This window comes from Bacillus sp. FSL R5-0286 (assembly GCF_038593245.1).
GTDB lineage: Bacteria > Bacillota > Bacilli > Bacillales > Bacillaceae > Bacillus > Bacillus altitudinis.
In genome coordinates this window covers 1,386,388-1,408,428 of the sequence record NZ_CP151977.1, presented here as the reverse complement: position 1 = coordinate 1,408,428, position 22,041 = coordinate 1,386,388, and the positions used below count along the sequence as shown (strand labels likewise).

Below are 22,041 nucleotides of genomic sequence, written 5' to 3'. Positions count from 1 at the left end.
TACGATACGTGCGGGTTCAGTCATTGTTTTACGATTGAATCGGGAGATGCTGAAAACTTCTCACATCAAACAATCCTTGTGTTGTCATTTTCACATCAGGAATGACTGGCAGTGCCAAGAAGGATAATGTCAAAAACGGATTAAATTCTAAGGCAAAGCCTGTTTCGTTTAAAGCATCATGGAGTGCATGAAGGCTTTCATTGACCGTATGTGCAGGTTGATCTGATAATAAACCGGAAATCGGTAATGGAAGCGTATGAAGAACTTCTCCGTCTTTTACAACGGTCAAACCGCCCCCTGCTTCTTTTAACGTCTCAATGGCTTTGATCATATCAGCATCATTTGTTCCAACGGCAATTAAGTTATGCGAGTCATGGGCAACTGTTGTTGCAATCGCCCCCTCTTTTAAGCCGAAACCGCTGACGACCCCTATCCCAATTTCAGATAGACCTTTGTGGCGTTCGACAAGTACTATTTTTAATACATCTCGATCAATATCACTCGTAAATTGTCCATCGCTTCCAGAAGGAGATATTTGTTCTAATTTCGTTTCAAGCTGATTCGGTATAATGCGAATGACATTCATCTTTTGATGATCTGTTATAGGCAGCGTTAGATCTTTCTCTTGAACGTCCACTGCATGTACCGATTGAATGAGCGAAGAATTTGGCGTGATCTTGTCGACACTTGGCAAATATTCTCCATGTTCAGAGACCAATTCTCCTGCGATAAAGACGCTTGTAATTCCTACCTCATGTAAGTCAGAAATGAGCATAAAGTCCGCGTCAAAGCCTGGTGCAATTGCTCCCTTTGTTTTGAGACCGAAGCACTCCGCTGCGTTTAAACTTCCCATTTGATATGCTATAAAGGGGTCCAATCCTTCTTGTATCGACATCCGTACTTGTTCATCAATACTTCCTTGAGCCATTAAATCATCTAAATGCTTATCATCCGTACAAAAGAAAAAGCGTCTCGCATTCTTCTCATTGACAGCAGGCAATACGTTTTTCACGTTTTTAGCAACAGAGCCTTCTCTGAGCATGACATACATGCCTCTTTTGACACGTTCAAGGGCCTCTTGAGCTGTTGTCACCTCATGATCCGTTTGGACATTAGCTGTTCGGTACACATTAATTAATCGGTCCGTTAATCCTGCTAGATGGCCATCAATGAGTTTATGTTCATGTTGAGCATCAAGCAGTTTTTGAAGCATATCTTCTTCCGCTTGTTCCACCGCGACATAATCCATCACTTCGGCAAGACCAAGCACTTCTTTCTCCTGATAAAGAGGCTTTAAATCTTTTGCTTTTAGTGTAGCACCTGATCGTTCAAAGCTGACTGCCGGTACACAGGATGGCAGCATGAAATATATATTTAGAGCAGCTTTTCTCGCTTCTTCGAGCATAAAACGGATACCTGCAACACCGGATACATTGGCAATTTCATGCGGGTCTGTTACAACAGTTGTCACACCGTGAGGAACGACAGCTTTGGAAAATTCAGCAGGAGTCACCATCGAGGATTCGATATGAACGTGGCCGTCAATGAAACCGGGAACAAGCATTTGACCTGTTGCATCCAGCTCCTGTTCTCCTTCATACTCCCCAATTCCTACTATTTTTCCATTTTCAACAGCGACATCAGCGTCTATCCATTCCTGGTTAAACACGTCCATAACCTTCGCATGTTTAATCACTAGGGCTACTTTTTTTCTCTTTGCAGCTACCTCAATTTGATGTCTGAAAAGCTCCTTATCCAACGACACTGCCTCCTCCGAGTAAACAATATAATGTTTCTTATCGTAAACGAATCTGTTTGCCCAGTCAATGACATTTAGAGAAAATCAACCATATCAAAAGATTGATTTTTATTTCTGAATAGTGATAATTGGCTGAAAAATAACCATGTTCTATTTTGCTGTTCTTTTAGAAAGTAAACGACTCTTTTCCACTTTGTTCTCTCCCACAATGTCCGCCCCATATGTACACTTCTAAAGCAAAAAAACACCCCTTCTCGGAGTGTTTAATAGTCGTTCTGCATTTCTCGTTTTTCAAAGCGCCCGATATCTGCCACTGCCCCAATGACAATGAGGATATCTTCTTTTTGAATCATTTCATCTGCGAGCGGTGAAACGATCACTTCTTTCCCGCGCTTAATTGCCACGATATTGATCCCGTACCTTGCACGAATGTCGAGATCTAACAAAGAGTGCCCAGCAAGTCTGCTGTTGGCGACGATTTCAATAAGGCTGTACTCATCTGACAGCTCTAAATAATCAAGCACGTTGTTAGAAATAATTTTATGTGCAATCCGTCTGCCCATGTCTCGTTCAGGATGGACAATACGGTCCGCACCAATTTTATTCAAAACCTTTTCATGGTAGTCATTTTGAGCTTTCACTGTGACCATTTTGACACCAAGCTCTTTCAGCATAATCGTTGTTAAAATACTCGCCTGAATGTTTTCACCTATCGCCACGATCACATGATCAAAATTGCGGATGCCTAGGTTTTTTAGGACAGATTCGTCCGTCGAATCACCAATCACGGCATGTGATGCAATTTTAGCATATTCGTTCACACGATCTTCATTCATATCCATGGCCATGACTTCAAGTCCTTCTTCGCTTAGCGCCTTGCAGATACTTCCGCCGAAGCGTCCAAGACCAATGACTGCATATTCCTTTTTCATGTTCAGACTCCTTTTATATCACTTACCATGCATTTTACTACGGTTTCATTAATGAATCCATATGCGACCGTATTTTTTTACGGAACGCTTCACTTAAGTAAAGGTCTGCTCCTTTTTCGATTTCACTGCGATAATGACCAGGAGGCGCAATTTCTTCGCTCTTTTTTAAAACGAGAAACGTCAAGCAGTCCTCATACACTTGATCACCTACTGTGACATCGACAAATGCTGGACGATAAGTCCCTTCATTTACACCTTCTCGTTTGTACAAATAACGAATGGCATCAAAAGGTACTTCATATAGAACACCCTCTGTTTCTCCGCCGTCTTCTACCAAATCTGCTCTTGATCCATCAGGGCGCACCAATGTAAACCTTGTGGTAAAACGATCAAGTGTGCCGCCGCCGATGATTTGTTTGAAATAATGTTCCACTTTCGCAAGCTTAAACCTTGCATCATCCATACAGGACCCATAGGCAAAATAATAGAAGGAAGACGGTTTGCGCTCCCATAGTTGATATGACTTCCAGCAGCCGCTTTCAATCTCCTTCAGGCTCGATGCCTTCTGCTTACATATTGTATAAGCAACGGCTGACCTTGGCCCCTGGTCTGTCATAACCTCTATTTCCTGCTGGTCATACCCTTCCTCTAGCTCATCTATCTTATGCAGCGTTTCATCACTGACCTCATACAATTCTCCATATACTGTGCTTTGTTCCAAGACAACACACACAGGGTAACCCTCACCTGTATCGTACAGTCTCCCTTTTATCCAAGCAGATGCTGCTAATGGACTGCTTTCTTTCATCAATGTCTCGTGATACTTTTCGTGCTTTAAAAGTGTCCCATACACAAATAACGTCTTTGTCTCTTTCGTCATCACACATCACATCCTCTCACCTTGCTACTATCTGCTTTTTTGATACACAGGTAAGTAAATATCAAAAGCCGTCCCTTTGCTGAGCTCGCTCTTTACATCCATTCTTCCATGGTGATCTTTTAAGATCGTCGCACAGATCGTTAAACCAAGTCCTGTACCTTCTTTTTTAGTCGAAAAGAAAGGATCATATATTTTCAGAATGTCCTCTTCGGACATTCCTTTTCCTTCATCTTGAATCGTGATTTTCCATTCATTCATCACTTTTTCTGTTGATATGTATATACTGCCGCCTTCAGGCATCGCCTCGATCGCATTTTTGATTAAGTTAATGAACAGCTGCTTCATTTGATTGGCGTCTGCTAATATCGTGCCAGCATCCTGCTTTTTAAATGGCTGTTTGAGATCAATATTTGAAAGAACGGCATTTGTCTTTAATAAGGTAATCACCTGCTCTAGCAAATCATGGAGCTGTACTTCTTGAAATTGAACCGATTGAGGTTTTGCTAAGACAAGCAGCTCACTTAAAACAAAATCAATGCGTTTAATTTCAGAAAAGATGATATCAAAATAATCGGTTCTTTCAGGATATTGCGTTTTCATCAGCTGCAAAAATCCATTGACTGAGGTGAGCGGATTTCTGACTTCATGGGCAATGCCAGCGGCTATTTGTCCTGCAACAGCCAGCTTTTGTGCCTGCATTTGCAATTGCTGATTTGATCTTTCAAGTTCAAGCTTTGCCTGCTTTTGTTTCGTGATATCCGCAACCGTTCCAATACCTCCAGTAAACTGGTGCTGTTCATCGAAATAAAGCTTATAATGCACATCTCCCCATACCTTTTTTCCTTCTTTATGGAGAAGCTGCAGCTCCACCCGCCCCTCATCCTTATGCTCTTTGATCACAGACAACAAATGCTGAACGACATGCTCTTCTTGATCAAAGTACTGATTGTACATCGTACCTAGACACTCCTCTATGTCGTAACCCGTCATTTGTTTCCATGCTTGATTTAAAAAAATGATTTCACCTTTTTCATTGGTTTCAAAAACGATTTCTTGCAAGTTATCTGTTATTCGATTCAGCCGCTCTGTCAGTTCGTGTGCTTCCTTTTCTCGTTTATTTAAATCTGACACAAGCAAATTCAACCGGTCCACATAGCCTGAGATGGTCCAAATACCGGCCAAAACAACGACTGTAAAGGCTAGATCGAGCGGCCAATTAATGTGATAGCCGCTAAGATAATAAAAGAAATCCCAGCTCAAAATTAATATAAATGCAAGAACGGATAACAGGATCCGTACTTGATATGTTTTGTTCAAATAATTCCACCTGCCGCCCTGAGATTCTTTGTCAATTGTACCATTTTCCACTTATTTTTTGAGGGAGATGCGGCATTTTTAAGGAACTTTTTTAGAAAAAATAGCCTGCTCTCAGCACAATGGGAGAGAACAGGCTATTTTTATTTACTGCTGAAGGGCTTCTTGAAGCTCTTTTAGCAGTAGTTCTGCGCCTTCAGCGCTTAATGTAATTTGACCATTTCCATACTCGTGGTTCTCAGAAGTAATCTCACCAGTCATCAGGCAGACGCCCTCTGGCTGATATTTTTTCAAGACGATTTTATCTCCATCTATAAAAAATTCCATACTGTCTTTAATAGCGATATCAAGTGCTCTTCTCAATTCGATTGGCATCACAATACGCCCTAGTTCATCTACTTTTCTTACAACTCCGATAGATTTCAATTTCGTTCCCTCTTTCTTTCATTAGCTCAAGATCAATCTGTTTTTCACCAATTGATATATCGTAGACGTAAGAGATTCTTAAAAGGTTTCTCCTGCATAAAAATTTTTTTCAAAATCGAAAAACCAAAGGGAAAATTTATTGTGATTGTCAAAATGAGACTTGAATTTTACAGATTCATTTCAAGGTGATCACAAACCCCCACAAATGACCTCAACCCTCTGAACTTTTAAATGTAAAATTGTTTAAAACAGCAAAAATAGAGATTGGGTGAAAACATGTTTCAAAATGCCGAAATTGGAATTGATTTAGGAACAGCTAACATATTGGTTTACAGTAAAAATAAAGGAATTATTCTCAATGAACCATCCGTTGTGGCAGTAGATACGGAAACAAAAACTGTCCTTGCAGTGGGGTCAGAAGCAAAAGAGATGATTGGGAAAACACCTGGAAAAATTGTAGCGATCCGTCCGATGAAAGATGGTGTCATCGCTGATTATGATATGACAACCGATTTACTTAAACAAATTATGAAAAAAGCAGGAAAAAATATTGGGTTTACCTTTAGAAAGCCGACTGTGGTTGTTTGTACACCATCAGGTTCAACAGCTGTCGAACGCCGCGCGATCAGCGATGCTGTCAAAAATTGTGGGGCAAAGCATGTGCATTTAATTGAAGAACCCGTCGCAGCTGCAATCGGTGCTGATCTCCCGGTGGACGAGCCTGTTGCCAACGTCGTTGTAGATATTGGCGGAGGAACGACAGAGGTAGCGATCATTTCATTTGGCGGAGTTGTCTCTTGCCACTCGATCCGAATTGGCGGAGATCAACTGGATGAAGATATCATTACTTTTGTGAGAAAGAAATACAATTTACTGATCGGTGAACGGACAGCTGAGCAGGTAAAAATGGAAATTGGTTATGGACTCATTGAACACGAACCTGAGTCATTAGAAGTTCGTGGACGCGACCTTGTCACAGGTCTTCCAAAAACAATTACACTTGAATCAACAGAAATTCAAGGTGCTATGCGAGAATCACTTCTTCATATTTTAGAGGCGATTCGGGCTACATTAGAAGACAGCCCTCCAGAACTGAGTGGTGATATCGTAGATCGCGGCGTCATTCTAACTGGCGGTGGTGCACTATTAAACGGCATTCAAGAATGGCTCTCTCAAGAAATTGTCGTCCCAGTTCATATCGCAGCAAATCCTCTTGAATCTGTCGCAATTGGAACAGGTCGTTCATTAGAAGTAATCGACAAATTGCAAAAAACATTAAAATAATCTTCATGTTCTACTTCTTTTTTCTTCATTTCGATCATATCGTGATGAATGGATAAACGTGAAGGAGGAAGAACATGTTGCTTGATTTAGGTAAACGGGTCGTTGTCACAGTCATTTTAACCGGTATTATTTTAGGAGGAATGAGCCTGTCGTTTTCACATATGCCCCCTTCTAATGCACAGCCTGTGAAACAACTGAACCGCTAAAAAAGCCGCACGAAAGCGGCTTTTTTATTTTGCTTCGGGACGGCTCCCCATTTTCCTTTTCGGTCTTAAATCTGATATGATTAACATGACTAAAGGAGGGTTTTTTTATGAGTTCATTTGAAAAACAACTAGATCAATATGCAAAAACCATCGTTGAAGTAGGTGTAAATGTTCAAAGTGGTCAAGAAGTGGTCGTATCTGCGTTCACTGAATCTGTAGACCTTGTCCGCCTTGTGGCAAAACACGCATATGAGCGTGGAGCGAAAAACGTACATATCCGCTGGAGTGATGGTGTTCTGACCCGTTTAAAATATGAACATGCCCCACAAGATGTGTTTGAGCAATTTCCAGAATGGGAAGCACAGATGATGGAAACCATCGCAAAACGTGGCGGTGCTTTTATTACGATCTTGTCAGAAAGCCCTGATCTTCTAAGTGGCATTGACTCGAAAAAAATTGCTTCACAACAAAAAGCTGCAGGTTCAGCACTTCATACATATCGTCAATACGTTCAATCTGACAAAGTTGCATGGACAGTCGTCGGGGCTGCATCAAAAGATTGGGCGAAAAAGATTTTCCCTGAGCATGCAGATGAAGAAGCTGTTGCATTATTATGGGATCAAATCTTTAAAGTCGCCCGCGCTGATCAGCCAGATCCTGTTGAAGCGTGGAAAAAGCATGATGAATCACTAAATGAAAAAGTAAAAGTATTAAATGAACGTCACTACCACAAGCTGCACTATGAAGCACCAGGTACAGATTTAACGATTGAACTTCCAGAGCAGCATATTTGGGTAGGTGCTGGCAGCGTAAGTGAACGCGGCGTATCATTCATGGCCAATATGCCAACAGAAGAGGTCTTTACCGTACCTAAAAAAGATGGTGTAAACGGAACTGTCTCTAGCACTAAGCCACTTAGTTATGCAGGAAACATTATCGATGAATTTACGTTAACCTTTGAAAATGGGCGTATTGTAGATGTGAAAGCAAAAGAGGGCGAAGACATTTTAACCTCTCTCGTTGAAACAGATGAAGGCTCACATTATCTAGGTGAGGTTGCCCTTGTACCAGATGATTCACCAATTTCTAACTCAAATATCCTCTATTACAATACACTTTACGATGAAAATGCATCCAATCACCTTGCCATCGGCAGCGGTTATGCATTTAATATCGAAGGCGGTAAAGAGATGAAACGTGAGGAACTAGACGCAGCTGGTGTGAACAGCAGTATTACACACGTCGATTTTATGATTGGTTCAAAGGAAATGAATATTGATGGAATCACAAAAGATGGTAAACGTGAACCGATCTTCCGAAATGGAAATTGGGCTTTTTAAAGAAAAAAGACATCCTCATGTGGATGTCTTTTCTTTATGTTTATGCATACAGCTCTTGTAGTCTTTTTTGAATTTCTTGATCTGATAAGAACTCATCATAAGTTGTTTGTTTATCAACGATGCCATTTGGCGTCACTTCGATAATCCGGTTTGCAACTGTTTCAACAAACTGATGGTCATGAGATGAGAAGAGCATAGCCCCTTTAAAGCTCATTAGACCGTTATTCAGCGCTGTGATGGACTCTAGGTCTAAATGGTTCGTCGGCTCGTCTAACAGCAAAATATTCGCTCCAGACAGCATCATTTTTGATAACATACAACGAACCTTTTCTCCACCTGATAAGACGCTTGCTTTTTTCTTCACTTCTTCCCCAGAGAAAAGCATACGGCCTAAGAAACCCCGCAGGAAGCTTTCACTTTGATCATTAGGAGAATATTGACGAAGCCAATCAACAAGATCTAAATCGCTTCCTTCAAAATATTCGCTGTTGTCTTTAGGGAAAAAGGCTTGAGATGTTGTCACGCCCCATTTAAACGTCCCGCTGTCTGGCTCCATTTCACCAGCAAGGATTTTAAATAAAGTAGAGACAGCAAGCTCATTACGGCTTAAGAACGCAATTTTATCCTCACGATTCATAATAAAGCTGACGTTATCCAGTACTTTTACACCGTCAATCGTTTTTGATAGACCTTCTACTTGAAGGACATCATTTCCGATTTCACGCTCTGGCGCAAAATGAACATAAGGATATTTACGAGAAGATGGTTTAATGTCATCTAGCGAAATCTTATCAAGCAATTTCTTTCTTGATGTCGCTTGCTTCGATTTAGATGCGTTCGCACTGAACCGAGCAACGAATTCTTGAAGCTGCTTAATTTGTTCTTCTTTTTTCTTGTTGGCATCCTGGCTGAGTTTTAATGCCAGCTGGCTTGATTCATACCAGAAATCATAGTTTCCGACATACACTTGAATTTTTCCAAAGTCAAGGTCTGCAATATGCGTACATACTTTGTTTAAGAAATGACGGTCATGCGAGACGACGATGACGGTATTCTCAAAGTTAATGAGGAACTCTTCTAGCCACTGGATCGCTTGTAAGTCCAAGTGGTTCGTTGGCTCATCGAGAAGGAGAACGTCAGGTTTACCGAATAAAGCTTGTGCTAAAAGCACTTTTACCTTTTCAGATCCGCCAAGCTCAGACATTTTCTTCGATTGCAAGCTCTCTGGAATGCCAAGACCTTTTAATAGGATCGCAGCTTCACTTTCCGCTTCCCATCCGTTTAACTCAGCAAACTCACCTTCAAGCTCTGCTGCACGAATCCCGTCTTCATCTGAGAAATCAGGTTTCATATAAATCGCATCTTTTTCCTGCATCACATCATATAGACGTTTGTGACCCATGATGACGACTTTTAACACTTCAAACTCTTCGTATTCAAAGTGGTTCTGTTTTAAAATCGCTAAACGTTCACCAGGACTCATATGAACATCGCCCGTTTGAGCTTCAATTTCTCCAGAAAGAATCTTTAAGAACGTTGATTTACCAGCTCCATTGGCACCAATTAGTCCGTAGCAGTTGCCAGGAGTGAACTTAATATTTACTTCTTCAAATAATTTACGATCAGCAAATCGCAAACTAACATTATTCACTGCAATCATTTATTAATCCTCCATCACTCATTCATCAATATGAAGTATAACATGAATAACGATTGATAGAAACGTCTCTCGCTAAGAACAAAGGCTTTTTGTCCAATATGGTATAATAAGTGGGAATGTTTTTATTGAAGGAGTTCGGGCGATTTGAGATTACTCACACTCATGGAATACTGTTTATTGATTTTCTTTATGGGCATTTATTTATCGGCGACTGGCTTTAATGCAAGAGACTTTGGCCTTTATATTGGGCTTGTCCTCATTTACACACTGGTCCATATCTTTTCAAAACGGTTTTTACAAAAGCGCGGAAAAGACAATGTGAAAATTGGATTATTCCGTTCTGTTGTGGCGATTACTGGGTCCGTTTTCGCTTCTGTTTTGGCCATTGTCATCATTGTCACGATGCTCACACCAAATTAAAAACGACCCTACATGAAGGGTCGTCCATTTAAGCACCTTTCTTACGCATTGAGAAAGGTGTATTTATTGTGTTTGTCGAATATCGCCAAATGGGAAGAAAACAAATTCTGATGTGCCGACAATCCGATCCTTTTCAATGAGTCCGAGTCCATTTCGACTGTCCATAGAATTCAGTCTGTTGTCACCCATAACAAAGTAATCGTTTTTCGGTACTTTCACTGGACCAAAATCTCCTGTTAAATGTACCTCATACTCTTTGGCATGCGCCTTGTTCTCTTTTAAATAAGGCTCATCTACTTTTTTACCATTAATGTAAAGCGTATCATCCTTCATTTCAATCGTGTCGCCTGGAAGGCCGATCAATCGTTTGACATAATGAATTTTCTGACCGTCTTTTCCATTAATAATCACGATGTCACCACGTTTGACTCCACCGAGATAGTTGATGGTTTTGTTAACAAACAGCTTTTCTCCATCATGAAGGGTTGGTTCCATTGACTCTCCTTCCACCACATACGGCTCAAAAATAAACGTACGGATGATGAGGACGAGGGCAAGTGCAATTAAAATGGCTTTGATCCATTCAAACAGAGAACTTTTCTTCTCTTTTTTGGCTTGTTTCCCATTAGATTGAATGTCATTTTCGTTTTGTTTGTTTTCTTCGTTCAAAATACTGCTTCCTCCTAAGACTTTCTGCTAAAAGACTTGAAACGCGAATTGAATAACTTTACTTTATCACATGTTATTTAAAAATTCACAAGACAACCATTCAATTAGATATTTTTTCCTAATTTGCTGATGATTAAACAAAAAGAAGCACCGCTCTTCACGATGCTTCTTTTCAAATTAAGCTTCTTGTCGGACTGGTTTTTTTAGAATTCCGAGAAGTAGCGCTGTAACAATGGCACCGATTAAGATGCTGATGATGTAAAGAACTGGATGGTTTGTTACCCAGAAAACGAATAGTCCGCCGTGCGGTGCAGGAAGCGTCACTCTAAAGAATTCTGTTAATCCACCTGCAACTGCTGCACCAATCACAGCCGAAGGAATGACGCGCAGAGGATCTGCCGCTGCAAACGGGATCGCCCCTTCCGTAATGAACGCAGCTCCCATGAAGTAACATGTAATACCTGCTTCACGGTCACGTTTAGAGAATTTGTTTCTAAAGATCGTTGTCGCTAGGGCAATTCCTAGAGGCGGCACCATTCCACCTGCCATAATCGCAGCATGCGGTGCATAGTTGCCAGCAGCAATCATCGCAAGACCAAAAGTGTAGGCCGCTTTGTTAATCGGACCACCCATATCAATGGCCATCATACCAGCTAAAATAATCCCCATTAATACAAGGTTTCCAGTACCAAGTGATTCAAGCCAGTGTGTTAATCCGTCCATGACCATTTTAACAGGTGTGTTGACGATGTAATGCATGATAATCCCTGTAAAGAAAATACCGAACAATGGATAGAGCAGAACTGGTTTAATACCATCGAGCGACTGTGGTACAAAAGTGAATACTTTTTTGAGCAGCACCACAATGTAACCAGCAAGGAAACCAGCAATCAATCCGCCTAAGAATCCAGCTCCTGCTGCAGAGGCCATGAATCCGCCAACCATACCTGGTGCAAAACCTGGACGGTCTGCAATACTCATTGCGATAAATCCAGCTAATACAGCAACGATTAAGGCAAGTGCATTATCTCCGCCAATCCCTTTTAATACAGCTGCAAATGAATTGAAAGAAGGGTCTTTAGGGTCAGCTGAGTTAATTCCCCAGAAGAATGAAATCGCAACGAGGATACCGCCCCCAACAACAAACGGAAGCATGTTGCTTACACCGCTCATTAAGTGCTTATAGAATCCACTTCTTCCCTTGCCTGATGATTCATTTTCATCTTTTGAAGAACTGCCGCCTGAACCTTTATAAATCGGCGCATCTTGATTGATGGCTTTTTCGATCAATTCTTGCGGACGGCGAATTCCAGCTGTCACAGGTACTTCAATGACATGTTTGCCTTTAAAGCGTTCCATTTCAACTTGTTTATCAGCTGCCACAATAATAGCTGGCGCTTCTTCAATTTCTTTTGCTGTCAGGGCATGTTTAATTCCACTAGAGCCATTTGTCTCAACTTTAATGTCAACGCCCATTTCTTTTGCTTTTTCTTTCAAAGCATCTGCGGCCATAAATGTATGCGCGATGCCTGTTGGACAAGCTGTCACCGCTAAAATTTTAGCAGGTTTTCCCGGTGCAGCCGGTTCCTCTTTGACTTCCTCTTCTTCTTCATCGTCTTTATCATGTGTATTGATAATTTCAATGATTTCATCTTCAGTAGCCGCTTCAAGAAGCTGCTTTCGGATCTCTTCACGCATGAGAAGTGTGGATAAACGAGAAAGTGCTTCTAAATGCGTGTTGTTTGCGCCTTCAGTTGCTGCAATCATAAAGACAAGATGACTTGGCTGTCCGTCTAATGATTCATAATCTACACCAGCTGTTGAACGACCAAATGCAATAGCAGGTTCTTTCACACTTGCTGTTTTCGCATGAGGAATCGCAATTCCTTCTCCGATTCCCGTAGAGCTTTGTTTTTCACGATTAACAACAGCTGCTTTGTAGCCTTCTTTATCATTTAATTTACCAGCTGTATCTAATACAGTGACCAGTTCTTCAATAACGGCTTCTTTTTGCTGGCTGTCTAATTGAAGCTTAATCGTATGCTTCGTGAGTAGTTCTGTAATTTTCATGATGACTCCTCCTTTAAATGCGTGTGACTTTTACTTGTGGCAATAATGTATCGACAAGCTCTTTTGTTCCAAGTTCCTCAGAAAATGCTGTAGCACTTCCTGATGTGACGCCAAGCTTAAATGATTCTTCTATGGAAAGGCCTTTAGAAACGCCAGCTAAGAATCCTGCAACGACTGAATCCCCTGCACCAACTGAGTTGATCAGCTTGCCTTTTGGAACATTAGATTGAAAGATTCCTTCCTTACTGAATAAGAGAGCGCCGTCTCCAGCCATAGATACAATGACATGTTCAGCACCTTGTTCCAACAGCTTTTTCCCATAAGGAATGGCTTCTTCTGCAGATGAAATACTGGTTTCAAACATTTCACCTAACTCATGATGGTTTGGTTTCATTAAGAATGGTTTCAGATCTGCTGCTTTTTTTAAGGCTTCTCCAGAAATATCAAGTACTACTCTTACCCCTTGCTTCGCACATACTTCAGCAATGCGCTCATATGTGTTATGAGGCAGTGAAGAAGGAATGCTGCCTGCTAATACAACGACATCGCCTTCTGTTAATGAAGTGAATTGGGATAAAAACGAATCGAACTGTGCTTCAGTAATACTTGGACCGAGCCCGTTGATTTCCGTTTCTTCGCCTGTTTTTAGTTTCACATTGATACGTGTATCTTCTGGCACCTCATGAAAGGCTGTTTGTAATTGTTCGTTTTGTAAAAAGTCTAGAATATATTTGCCTGTAAAACCGCCAATGAATCCAAGTGCTTTTGATTCAACACCGTGCCGTTTTAAAAGCCTTGAGACATTGATTCCTTTACCACCTGGATATTTTTTGTCATAGGTTGAACGATTTAAACCGCCGACCGCAAAATCCTCCACGTGCACGATGTAATCAACTGATGGGTTTAAAGTAACTGTATAAATCATGTTTTCACTACCTTTATAACCGTTTTTTCATGGTAATTATCGAATGAATCCTCTTTTGCGTCGTTTGTGATAATGGTGGCTTCCTGTAAACTAGCAAAGGTTGAAAACGATATTTCGCCAAACTTTGAGGCATCTGTTAAGATGTAGGTTTTTTTCGCCTGCTTCATGGCTCTTTTTTTAATGAGCGCTTCTTCTGGATCAGGTGTTGTAAACCCTGCCTCGGGATGAATGCCGTTCGTCCCAACAAAGCTTTTGTCAAAACGGTAATTTTCCATAGCTGTCAAAGCTGCGGCTCCCACCATGGCTCCTGTTCGATGTTTCACTGATCCGCCTATCAGGTAAAAAGAAATGCCTTTTCTCATGAGTGCTTCAATGTGCATGACACCATTTGTCACCACCACGATATCTTGATCTGGATCGATAAAGTCAATCATTTGCTGTGTTGTCGTACCAGCATCTAAGTAAATACAATCGCCTTGTTTTAAAAGTGATGCAGCTGCCTCTGCAATCAATGACTTTTCATGAAGGTTTTTGGCAGATTTCTCAAACACATCTGGCTCAAGACGAATACTAGATATTTTAGCAGCTCCTCCATGAACTCTTTTAAGAAAACCTTTTTCTTCGAGGGCTGATAAATCTCTTCTAATTGTAGATTCAGACGCATCCGTCATAATCGTTAAGTCCTGTATTTTGATGACATCGTTTTCTTCTAAATAGTCGATAATGAGTTGATGTCTTTCTGGTGTTAGCATTGAAAACACCCCCTTTTGAAAACGTATTCATTTTGCGCGCACCTTTATTGTAATCGCTTTTTTCAACATTATCAATACAAAACAATCAAATACATTCAATAACTATCAAAATCTTTCACAATGGTCATCTTACCTTTATATGTACCATTTGTAAACTGAAAAATATGTGACATTGAGAAGAAAGTCATGATATTAGCATTTCTATCATTTTTCATTTCATTCAATTGAACGAAAAAAAGCCTTTATGCGTTTTGCATAAAGGCTTCAGGTGCGGAACAGCAGGCAACATATCTCGTTCTACCTTCTTGTCAGCACCTTGAACGTTAACTTTAGGATTATTCATATCTAAGTGATTCAATAGGATCGAGCCTCGCTGCTTTATTGGCAGGAATCAGTCCAAAAATAATACCAATGAGCATACTAAATAGGACGCCTCCACATACGATCTGCCACGATACAAGAGAAGGCCACCCTGCAAACAGTGACACAAGTGAAGCACCTCCTAAGCCAAGCGCGATTCCAAGTAACCCACCGATCAGTGTAAGGACGACAGACTCAATTAAAAACTGAACGAGTATTTGAGCCCTAGTTGCCCCAAGTGCCTTTCGAATTCCGATTTCTCTTGTTCTTTCTGTGACAGATACGAGCATAATATTCATGACACCAATGCCGCCGACAAGTAATGAGATACCAGCAATTGAGCCAATGATTGTTGTCATGACAGACGTAATCTGACCAATGCCTGCTGCAATCTCTTCCAGATTGATCATTTCGTAAGCATCTTCTGTATGGTGATTTTCATTTAAGCGTGCAGCCGCACTCTTTCCTACTTCTTTCATTTGATCAGCATGTGCGACTTGAATAGACAACTTATCATATTCTTTCACACCAAATGCAGTTGTCAGCATTGCAAATGGGACATATATTTCATTCATATCAAATGAAAACAGCCCTTCCTGTTTTGCTAAAACCCCGATCACCTCAACCGGCTGTCCATTCATCCAAATCAACTTGCCTACTGCCTTCTCTCCATTAAACAATTCTTTTTGTATCCCTTCTGAAATAACAGCTGCCCTTCTTCCGCTCCTAAAATCGATTTCACGTAAGTCCTGTCCTTCTGCTATATGTAATGAATGTACATTCGTGTAGCCTTCATTAATCCCATTGACCGTTGCATCTATTGTTGTATCTTGGAATCTTAATTGCATGCCTTGTGCCGTGGAGGAGGCAACCTGTTTAACCCCATTCAATGCTTGAACACTTTGAATGTCTTCTTCAGTAAATGTGGCTTCAAATAACGCATTCGGATTCGCATTTAACTCCTCATCAGAGGGTGTATAGGTCATATCAATGGTATTGTTTGGCCCTGAAATTGATTCTTTCAGCATTTGCTCGCCGCCTTGACCGATGGCAACGACTGCAATCACCGAGCCAACCCCAATAATAATGCCAAGCATCGTTAAAATAGACCGCAATTTATGAGCAAGGACAGAATTCAGCGCTATTTTGATATTTTCAAAGAGTTTCATTCATTCGTCTCCTTGTATCAATCTATCTTGAGCGAGGCGTCCATCTCTCACAACGACTATCCGGTTTGTATACGCAGCTATTTCTTCTTCATGAGTAACGAGCACAACCGTTGTTCCTTCCTCATTGAGCTTTGTAAACTGTTCCATAATCGAGCCGCTCGTTTTTGAATCAAGAGCGCCTGTTGGTTCATCTGCCAAGATGAGCTCCGGCTCATTGACAATCGCACGTGCGATGGCTACTCTTTGCTTTTGTCCCCCTGACAACTCGTTTGGCATATGCTTCATTCGATCTGCCAAACCAACCTTTTCAAGTGCCATTTCCGCACGCTCTTTTCTTTCCTTTTGACTGATACCAGCGTAAATCATCGGAAGTTCCACATTTCGCCTCGCATTTAATCTAGGCAGTAAATAAAATTGTTGAAAAACAAAACCAATGGATCGATTTCGAATCACTGCCAGTTCTTGATCCTTTGCTGCCGACAGCTCCATACCTTGAAAATGGTACTGTCCGGAGGTCGGGTGGTCCAAACAGCCAATGATATTCATTAACGTTGATTTTCCAGAACCGGACGGGCCCATAATGGACATATACTCGCCTTTACCAATGACGAGGTCCACATCACTTAATACATCAAATGTCTCCTCAGCGACTTCGTAGCTTTTTGTCACGTTTGAAAGCTGAATCATTCAGCATTCACTTCCATTCCGTCATACATATCATCTGATGGCTCTGCAATGATTTGATCTTCTTTTGTTAAACCTTTCGTCACTTCAAGATCTTGACCTGACGTTTCACCTAATGTCACTTTTACTTTCTTCAGTGCATTCTTTTCAACAACATAAACGTATGAACCATCTTTGTCTTTTTTCACAGCTGTTTCAGGAATTGTGAGCACTTGACGCTTGTCCGTTTCAATTTCCATGATCATTTTAAAGCCTGGTTTTGCATCCGGCTTTTTCCCTTTTATTTCAATTTCGACTGGATATTGTACCGTTTGATCACTAGCAGCTGTTTCTGCTGTTGACTGGGCAGGCACAGCGCCCACTTTTTTCACCACTCCTTGCCAACTCTTTCCGCGAATGACATCAGACGTTACCTTTACTTTTTGTTTCTTTTTGACTTTCATAGCATCATACTCACTGATTAAGCCTCGTACAATCATTTTTTTCTCATTGCCAATATGGATTACCGGCTGTCTCTCTTCTAGCTTCCCTGCGCCAGCATCTTGCTCGATGGAGATGACTGTTCCTTCAATTTTGCTATGTATCGTTAAATCTTCTATTTGTGCCTTTACTTTTTCTTGGTTAAGCTCCGCTTGTTTTTGCTCTAATTCAGCAGCTTTGAGTTCGAGTTCAAGCTGATCTCGCTCGTTTTTCGAATCAGAGCCCGCCTTTTTCCCCTGATTTTCATCTAATGAATTGAGTCTATTTTGTAATTGTTCAAGCTTTAGTGTACTTGATTCAGCCGCAAGTGCTTGCTGCTGTTCTTCAAGCTCCAGTTCCTTATTTTCATATGTAAGAAGCGGTGTTCCAGCTTTCACCTTTTCTCCTTCTTTCACAGCGATATGATTCAGGCTTCCCTTCTCTTCTTCTGTATAAATAAATTGCTCCTCCGAGAATGAAAGTGTTCCAGGCGTCATCACCTTAGAGGTTATTTCTTTTGGTGCAAGTTGGACTGTTTTAAATGATGCCGTAGAGGCAGGCTTTGATTGGTTTTTTGCAATATTAAATCCAATAAATAGACCAATCACAATAATGATAATGGATCCGATGATGATTTTCTTTCTCATAAAAACATTCTACCTCCAGCTTACTGCATGTTGATGGTGATCGTAGTTCCTACATATTGAAAAATTAAAGATAATACATAAAAGACACTCACAATAATCCAAGATATTCTTGGCGAAATGCGGCCGACCTTGATCAATAAAAAGCCTGTTAAAACAAGATTCCAAATCACAAAAAGGTCAATATTTCCTAACACAGCATGCCATGAACCAGACATTCGAATGAATGCGTTTAATGAGGTAATAGTGATATCTTTTGGCACATGAAACATGATGATCGCTAAATGAGAAATGATCGTACCAATGATCGTAATAGGTGTGATATAAAGCACACCTGAAAATAGCTGCTGAAACGTTGCATCACCTTTTGCTAAAAAGACGATGAACCTGTATACGGCAGTATTAATGACAATCCCAATGACCAAACCAATGAGCGTGATCACATAAACGAAAGGGATTGGTAAAATTAAATCTGCCCACATTCCTTCATTCACTAGCTGAGACAAATAAGTGACAACAACTGTTAATACAAGCACACATGATAAAGGCCACCAAACGAATGGCTGCTCCCACACTCTTTTTAAATGCTCTGATGGTCTTGTACTTACGCCTATAATTGTGGGTTTTTGCGTTGTTTCTTTCATCAAATGTCATCCTCTCCATGTGCTGTAAGTATGGAAACGTTTTTTCATACTCTTGTTGTTTCTATTTTATCAAAAGATTGCCAATAAGTGATAGATCATTTGATTTTCTTATTTTCATAGTGATAGGATTGAATCTATTATTCTATTTTCATGAACGACATCCTTCAAATGATACCTTGATCCGACCATATTCATATGAAAAAATCATGATTTTACTGACTGAAAAACATTTTATGAAGTAAACAACATGTCTTTCGGAATAAATATCCTTTTCCTTTGGATTCAGATGGTCTCAGTTAGACACAACAATTTTTTGTTAAAATATTCCTAGTAATTTCAATGAATCCCGGCTTTATAGGACTATGTTTAGCGCCTTTTATAGAACAGATGAGCCTTTAGTAACAATACTTTCATATTAAAAAAATAAAAATAAAAGGATTTTACTTGATCAAATGTTATTTTTTCATATAATGTAAAATAGAGGTAGGTTAAATGATAGTGGAAATGGAGTCAAGTGAATGTTAAGAGAAAAATTGAAACTGCAATTGATTTTACTTTATGAAAAGGAACAAGAAGCATGGCAATACTTTCGAAAGGAAAGAGAACTGATTTATCATGAGCTTAAATTACTTGATATGAAAGAGAGCAGACCTTCTAATGACAAAATATACTACGCAGCAAGGTGTGTAGATATTATTAAAGAAAAAAAGGGAAGCATCGTGAGCACAAAAGAATTAAAAGAACAGCTTCAAGCACGAACAGATTTCAATGTGAGACGAATCAGCGAATTGTATGATCTCATTCAACAGCTCGATCCTCACATTTCTAAAGCACGCCGGGGATGTTTTATTTACGAAGATCATACCCAAGTACCTCTACAATCTTTTCACACATAAAAAAATTGGTTACAGCCGCCGGCCATAACCAAGTCCTCTAATATCTATTATCCACCACTTACAGGAGGAATGAGTGCAACAGTGTCCCCGCTACGCACTTCAGCATTTCCCCTCGTATATATTTCGTTGACTGCAACCATCACGTTTTGTGCAGTATCAACTCCATATACCTCCTGTAATTCTATTTTAATCTCATCAACCGTTGTTTGATCTTTTTGAATGATGATTTGTTGTTTACCGGCCTTCTCAGCAAGGCCGGCGAACAATAATACGCTAATCATGCCGCTTCCCTTCTTTCTCGTTAAGTTGGAGAGTACTAGGTTTTCCTTCCGGGTATGAAACGGTTTCAAGCTGATCACCTATCCAAGCCTCTCCATCTTCCCAGTATTCCTTTTTCCAAATAGGAACGATTTCCTTTATTCGTTCAATCGCATATTCATTGGCTTCGTATGCAGCTTTCCGATGAGGTGATGAAACAGCTATTGCCACTGCAATGTCACATATCTCAAGAGTGCCAATACGATGCACAATAGCAGCTTCTGTATCGGGCCAGCGTTTTTTAATTTCTTGTCCAATTTGACTCAACATATTTTCCGCCATTGGTATGTATGCTTCATATGTTAAACGCAGCGTTTTTTTGCCATTTGTCCATTCTCTTACCGTGCCTATGAATGTCGTAATGGCTCCCGCTTTGCGTCTTGTGACATGCTGAATCAATTCATTCACATCAATTGGCTCTTTTGTGATGTTAAAAAGTTCATTCATACGAGGCTTCCCCCTTCAATAAATTAAAAGCAAATGTGATCCCGCGCTTATCAAATGCTGAAAACACAGGAAACGGGTATTTCTCAGTGAATTGTATTTCTTTATTGAAATAAATGGCTGCTTGTATATGAGAAAGTGTTGAAAGATCAATGAGTTCCTGTTCGTCTTTGACACACAGGATTTTGCGGTAAGGCGCCTGTTTGTATCCTTCGATCAAGACGGCATCTAAAGGAAGATGCTGACACATGTTGAGTAGTTGCGCGAATGTCATGTGCCGTATGAAAAAGTGACATTCACCTTCTCCCTCCACACCTGCGGCAAATGCACCCGCTTGAACATATCGATCCGTATCTTTTTGTTTGAACAGACGGTCTGGCTTTCCGCCATGTCCGTGATGTTTGAAGCAGCCTAGCTGCATTTCTTCTTCATCCGCCAGCTGACATAATTTTTCGATCAGCGTCGTTTTACCACTATTTTGATAGCCCACGACTTGTAGAATGTTTAATTTGTCATCCAACATGGAGCACCGCCTTCGTGGTGAAATAGCAGAACGCTGACCTGGTCACCTGCACTAAACCCTCTTGTTCCTCCGGGCAATACAATGAAACAATCAGCATGAGCAATCGATGTCACCGCACTAGATTTATCAAGACCTGTTGGCGTCACACTTAGCTGACTGCCAGCGAAATCAAGTGATGCTCTAACAAATCGTGTGAACGGATTGGCTTTTGGAAAATCATGTGTCAGCTTCGCCTCAGCAAAAACGGGAAATGGATTTTCTTTCAAACACCATTTATAAATGATCGGTTTGACAAATAGTTCAAAGCCAACAAAACAGGCAGCCGGATTTCCTGACAGCCCATAAAGCAATTGACCATTTGGCAACGCAGCAACGGTCGTAACACTTCCAGGTCTCATGGCCACTTTATTAAACAACACATCTGCACCTAGTTTTTCATAAATAGCAGGTAAAAAGTCAAAATCACCTACCGATACACCACCTGTTGTGATGAGCATATCAACTTTGCTTAAGGCTGCTTTTACTGCTTCATAGCTTTGATCAAAATCATCGGATACACCGCCTAAATCAAGCGGTTCTCCTCCAGCTTCAAGAACCTGAGCGTACACCATACTTAGGTTACTATTTCTAATTTTACCGTCCACCATGGCATCACTTACTTGTAGGAGCTCGGTACCTGTTGAGATGATACCGATGACCGTTTTTTTGACGACTGGCACAACCGCATACCCGAACGTTGCCAATATCGCCGTCACGCCTGGGGTAACTTTTGAGCCTTTTTTGATCATGACGTTCCCTTTGAGGGTCTCTTCTCCTTGGCGAGAAATATTGTCTCCCTTTTTCAGAGGTCTTTTAAGTGACATCATTGATTTACCGTCTTTTTCAAACGTTTTCGTCAATTCAAGCATGATCACAACATTTGCTCCTTTTGGAATCTTCGCTCCTGTCATGATGCGAATCGCTTGAAAAGGGCCGATCGTTTTTGCAGAAACAATACCTGCCCCTATATGATCAATGACCTCAAATTCAACCGGATGCTCGCTCGATGCATCCTTTGTATCTTCTGCTCGAAGTGCAAAACCATCATACGGAGAACGATCAAAGGCAGGAACATCGTGATCTGCTAAAATATCCTCTGCAATCCATCTTCCAAGGCTGTTCTTTAAAGGAACCCATTCGACTTGTCCATGTTTTTGAAATTGGTGGACTTTCTTTACTGCCTCTTCTACTGGAATTGGCTGTCGTCTTTCCATCACTTCTCAC

23 protein-coding genes are annotated in these 22,041 nt (G+C 40.7%); 5 read left to right on the top strand and 18 right to left on the bottom strand.

The window, feature by feature from the left end; translation table 11 throughout:
- Positions 1 to 28: 28 nt before the first annotated feature.
- The 5 genes from ade to NST24_RS07120 all read right to left on the bottom strand — a co-directional run bounded on the left by ade (position 29) and on the right by NST24_RS07120 (position 5,311).
- Entirely contained in the window at positions 29 to 1,759 is a 1,731-nt protein-coding gene (ade, locus tag NST24_RS07140) for an adenine deaminase (protein WP_342462486.1), read from the bottom strand.
- A 263-nt stretch (positions 1,760 to 2,022) separates the two neighbouring features.
- The gene (locus NST24_RS07135) at positions 2,023 to 2,691 is read right to left on the bottom strand and encodes a TrkA family potassium uptake protein (protein ID WP_008345123.1); all 669 of its coding nucleotides are present in this window, start codon (positions 2,689 to 2,691) and stop codon (positions 2,023 to 2,025) included.
- 37 nt (positions 2,692 to 2,728) lie between these two features.
- Complete coding sequence (locus NST24_RS07130; RefSeq protein WP_342462485.1) at positions 2,729 to 3,571, bottom strand: gamma-glutamylcyclotransferase; 843 nt, start codon at positions 3,569 to 3,571, stop codon at positions 2,729 to 2,731.
- A gap of 27 nt (positions 3,572 to 3,598) precedes the next feature.
- Positions 3,599 to 4,888, bottom strand: coding sequence for an ATP-binding protein (locus tag NST24_RS07125; protein ID WP_110487262.1), 1,290 nt, complete (start codon positions 4,886 to 4,888; stop codon positions 3,599 to 3,601).
- Between the two features lie 144 nt (positions 4,889 to 5,032).
- Entirely contained in the window at positions 5,033 to 5,311 is a 279-nt protein-coding gene (locus NST24_RS07120; RefSeq protein WP_017359400.1) for an AbrB/MazE/SpoVT family DNA-binding domain-containing protein, read from the bottom strand.
- Between the two features lie 276 nt (positions 5,312 to 5,587).
- Here NST24_RS07120 and mreBH point away from each other — a divergent pair, with 276 nt between their 5' ends.
- The 3 genes from mreBH (at position 5,588) to NST24_RS07105 (ending at position 8,141) form a co-directional block, all read left to right on the top strand.
- Positions 5,588 to 6,595: a rod-share determining protein MreBH gene (gene mreBH, locus NST24_RS07115; RefSeq protein ID WP_017359401.1), complete on the top strand. Its 1,008-nt coding sequence runs from the start codon at positions 5,588 to 5,590 to the stop codon at positions 6,593 to 6,595.
- A gap of 74 nt (positions 6,596 to 6,669) precedes the next feature.
- Complete coding sequence (locus NST24_RS07110) at positions 6,670 to 6,801, top strand: protein YkpC (protein ID WP_003210922.1); 132 nt, start codon at positions 6,670 to 6,672, stop codon at positions 6,799 to 6,801.
- 107 nt (positions 6,802 to 6,908) lie between these two features.
- Positions 6,909 to 8,141, top strand: a complete 1,233-nt coding sequence (locus NST24_RS07105; protein WP_008345134.1) for an aminopeptidase — start codon at positions 6,909 to 6,911, stop codon at positions 8,139 to 8,141.
- A gap of 40 nt (positions 8,142 to 8,181) precedes the next feature.
- Here NST24_RS07105 and NST24_RS07100 read toward each other — a convergent pair whose 3' ends face one another.
- The gene (locus NST24_RS07100; protein WP_007498620.1) at positions 8,182 to 9,801 is read right to left on the bottom strand and encodes an ATP-binding cassette domain-containing protein; all 1,620 of its coding nucleotides are present in this window, start codon (positions 9,799 to 9,801) and stop codon (positions 8,182 to 8,184) included.
- A 144-nt stretch (positions 9,802 to 9,945) separates the two neighbouring features.
- On the opposite strand from NST24_RS07100, the gene NST24_RS07095 reads away from it, so the two are divergent.
- The gene (locus tag NST24_RS07095; protein ID WP_024719551.1) at positions 9,946 to 10,221 is read left to right on the top strand and encodes a hypothetical protein; all 276 of its coding nucleotides are present in this window, start codon (positions 9,946 to 9,948) and stop codon (positions 10,219 to 10,221) included.
- Between the two features lie 63 nt (positions 10,222 to 10,284).
- Here NST24_RS07095 and lepB read toward each other — a convergent pair whose 3' ends face one another.
- The 8 genes from lepB to NST24_RS07055 all read right to left on the bottom strand — a co-directional run bounded on the left by lepB (position 10,285) and on the right by NST24_RS07055 (position 18,597).
- Entirely contained in the window at positions 10,285 to 10,857 is a 573-nt protein-coding gene (lepB, locus tag NST24_RS07090) for a signal peptidase I (RefSeq protein ID WP_342462627.1), read from the bottom strand.
- A 210-nt stretch (positions 10,858 to 11,067) separates the two neighbouring features.
- Positions 11,068 to 12,960 (bottom strand): PTS fructose transporter subunit IIABC, encoded by a 1,893-nt coding sequence (locus NST24_RS07085; RefSeq protein WP_008345139.1) that lies wholly within the window; start codon positions 12,958 to 12,960, stop codon positions 11,068 to 11,070.
- Positions 12,961 to 12,973: 13 nt separating this feature from the next.
- Positions 12,974 to 13,885, bottom strand: a complete 912-nt coding sequence (pfkB, locus tag NST24_RS07080; RefSeq protein ID WP_342462484.1) for a 1-phosphofructokinase — start codon at positions 13,883 to 13,885, stop codon at positions 12,974 to 12,976.
- Complete coding sequence (locus NST24_RS07075; RefSeq protein WP_008345143.1) at positions 13,882 to 14,637, bottom strand: DeoR/GlpR family DNA-binding transcription regulator; 756 nt, start codon at positions 14,635 to 14,637, stop codon at positions 13,882 to 13,884. The genes pfkB and NST24_RS07075 overlap by 4 nt, the downstream gene beginning before the upstream one ends.
- Positions 14,638 to 14,972: 335 nt before the next feature.
- Complete coding sequence (locus NST24_RS07070; RefSeq protein ID WP_251210762.1) at positions 14,973 to 16,166, bottom strand: ABC transporter permease; 1,194 nt, start codon at positions 16,164 to 16,166, stop codon at positions 14,973 to 14,975.
- Complete coding sequence (locus NST24_RS07065; RefSeq protein WP_163116680.1) at positions 16,167 to 16,853, bottom strand: ABC transporter ATP-binding protein; 687 nt, start codon at positions 16,851 to 16,853, stop codon at positions 16,167 to 16,169.
- Entirely contained in the window at positions 16,850 to 17,956 is a 1,107-nt protein-coding gene (locus NST24_RS07060) for an efflux RND transporter periplasmic adaptor subunit (RefSeq protein ID WP_342462483.1), read from the bottom strand. The genes NST24_RS07065 and NST24_RS07060 overlap by 4 nt, the downstream gene beginning before the upstream one ends.
- Positions 17,957 to 17,976: 20 nt before the next feature.
- The gene (locus NST24_RS07055; protein WP_047946882.1) at positions 17,977 to 18,597 is read right to left on the bottom strand and encodes a YIP1 family protein; all 621 of its coding nucleotides are present in this window, start codon (positions 18,595 to 18,597) and stop codon (positions 17,977 to 17,979) included.
- Between the two features lie 518 nt (positions 18,598 to 19,115).
- Between NST24_RS07055 and NST24_RS07050 the strand changes: the two genes are divergently transcribed.
- Positions 19,116 to 19,493 carry a hypothetical protein gene (locus NST24_RS07050; protein ID WP_039168668.1) on the top strand — a complete coding sequence of 126 codons (378 nt, stop codon included), beginning with the start codon at positions 19,116 to 19,118 and terminating at the stop codon, positions 19,491 to 19,493.
- A gap of 47 nt (positions 19,494 to 19,540) precedes the next feature.
- On the opposite strand, the gene moaD is transcribed toward NST24_RS07050, so the two are convergent.
- From moaD to glp, 4 genes are read right to left on the bottom strand one after another with little or no spacing between them, the layout of a single operon-like run.
- Positions 19,541 to 19,774, bottom strand: coding sequence for a molybdopterin converting factor subunit 1 (moaD, locus tag NST24_RS07045; protein ID WP_008345159.1), 234 nt, complete (start codon positions 19,772 to 19,774; stop codon positions 19,541 to 19,543).
- Entirely contained in the window at positions 19,767 to 20,258 is a 492-nt protein-coding gene (locus tag NST24_RS07040; protein WP_041092418.1) for a molybdenum cofactor biosynthesis protein MoaE, read from the bottom strand. Before NST24_RS07040 ends, moaD begins: the two co-directional genes overlap by 8 nt.
- Positions 20,251 to 20,778, bottom strand: coding sequence for a molybdopterin-guanine dinucleotide biosynthesis protein B (gene mobB, locus NST24_RS07035; protein ID WP_024719560.1), 528 nt, complete (start codon positions 20,776 to 20,778; stop codon positions 20,251 to 20,253). Before mobB ends, NST24_RS07040 begins: the two co-directional genes overlap by 8 nt.
- Positions 20,760 to 22,034, bottom strand: a complete 1,275-nt coding sequence (gene glp, locus NST24_RS07030; protein WP_342462482.1) for a gephyrin-like molybdotransferase Glp — start codon at positions 22,032 to 22,034, stop codon at positions 20,760 to 20,762. Before glp ends, mobB begins: the two co-directional genes overlap by 19 nt.
- Positions 22,035 to 22,041: the final 7 nt, after the last annotated feature.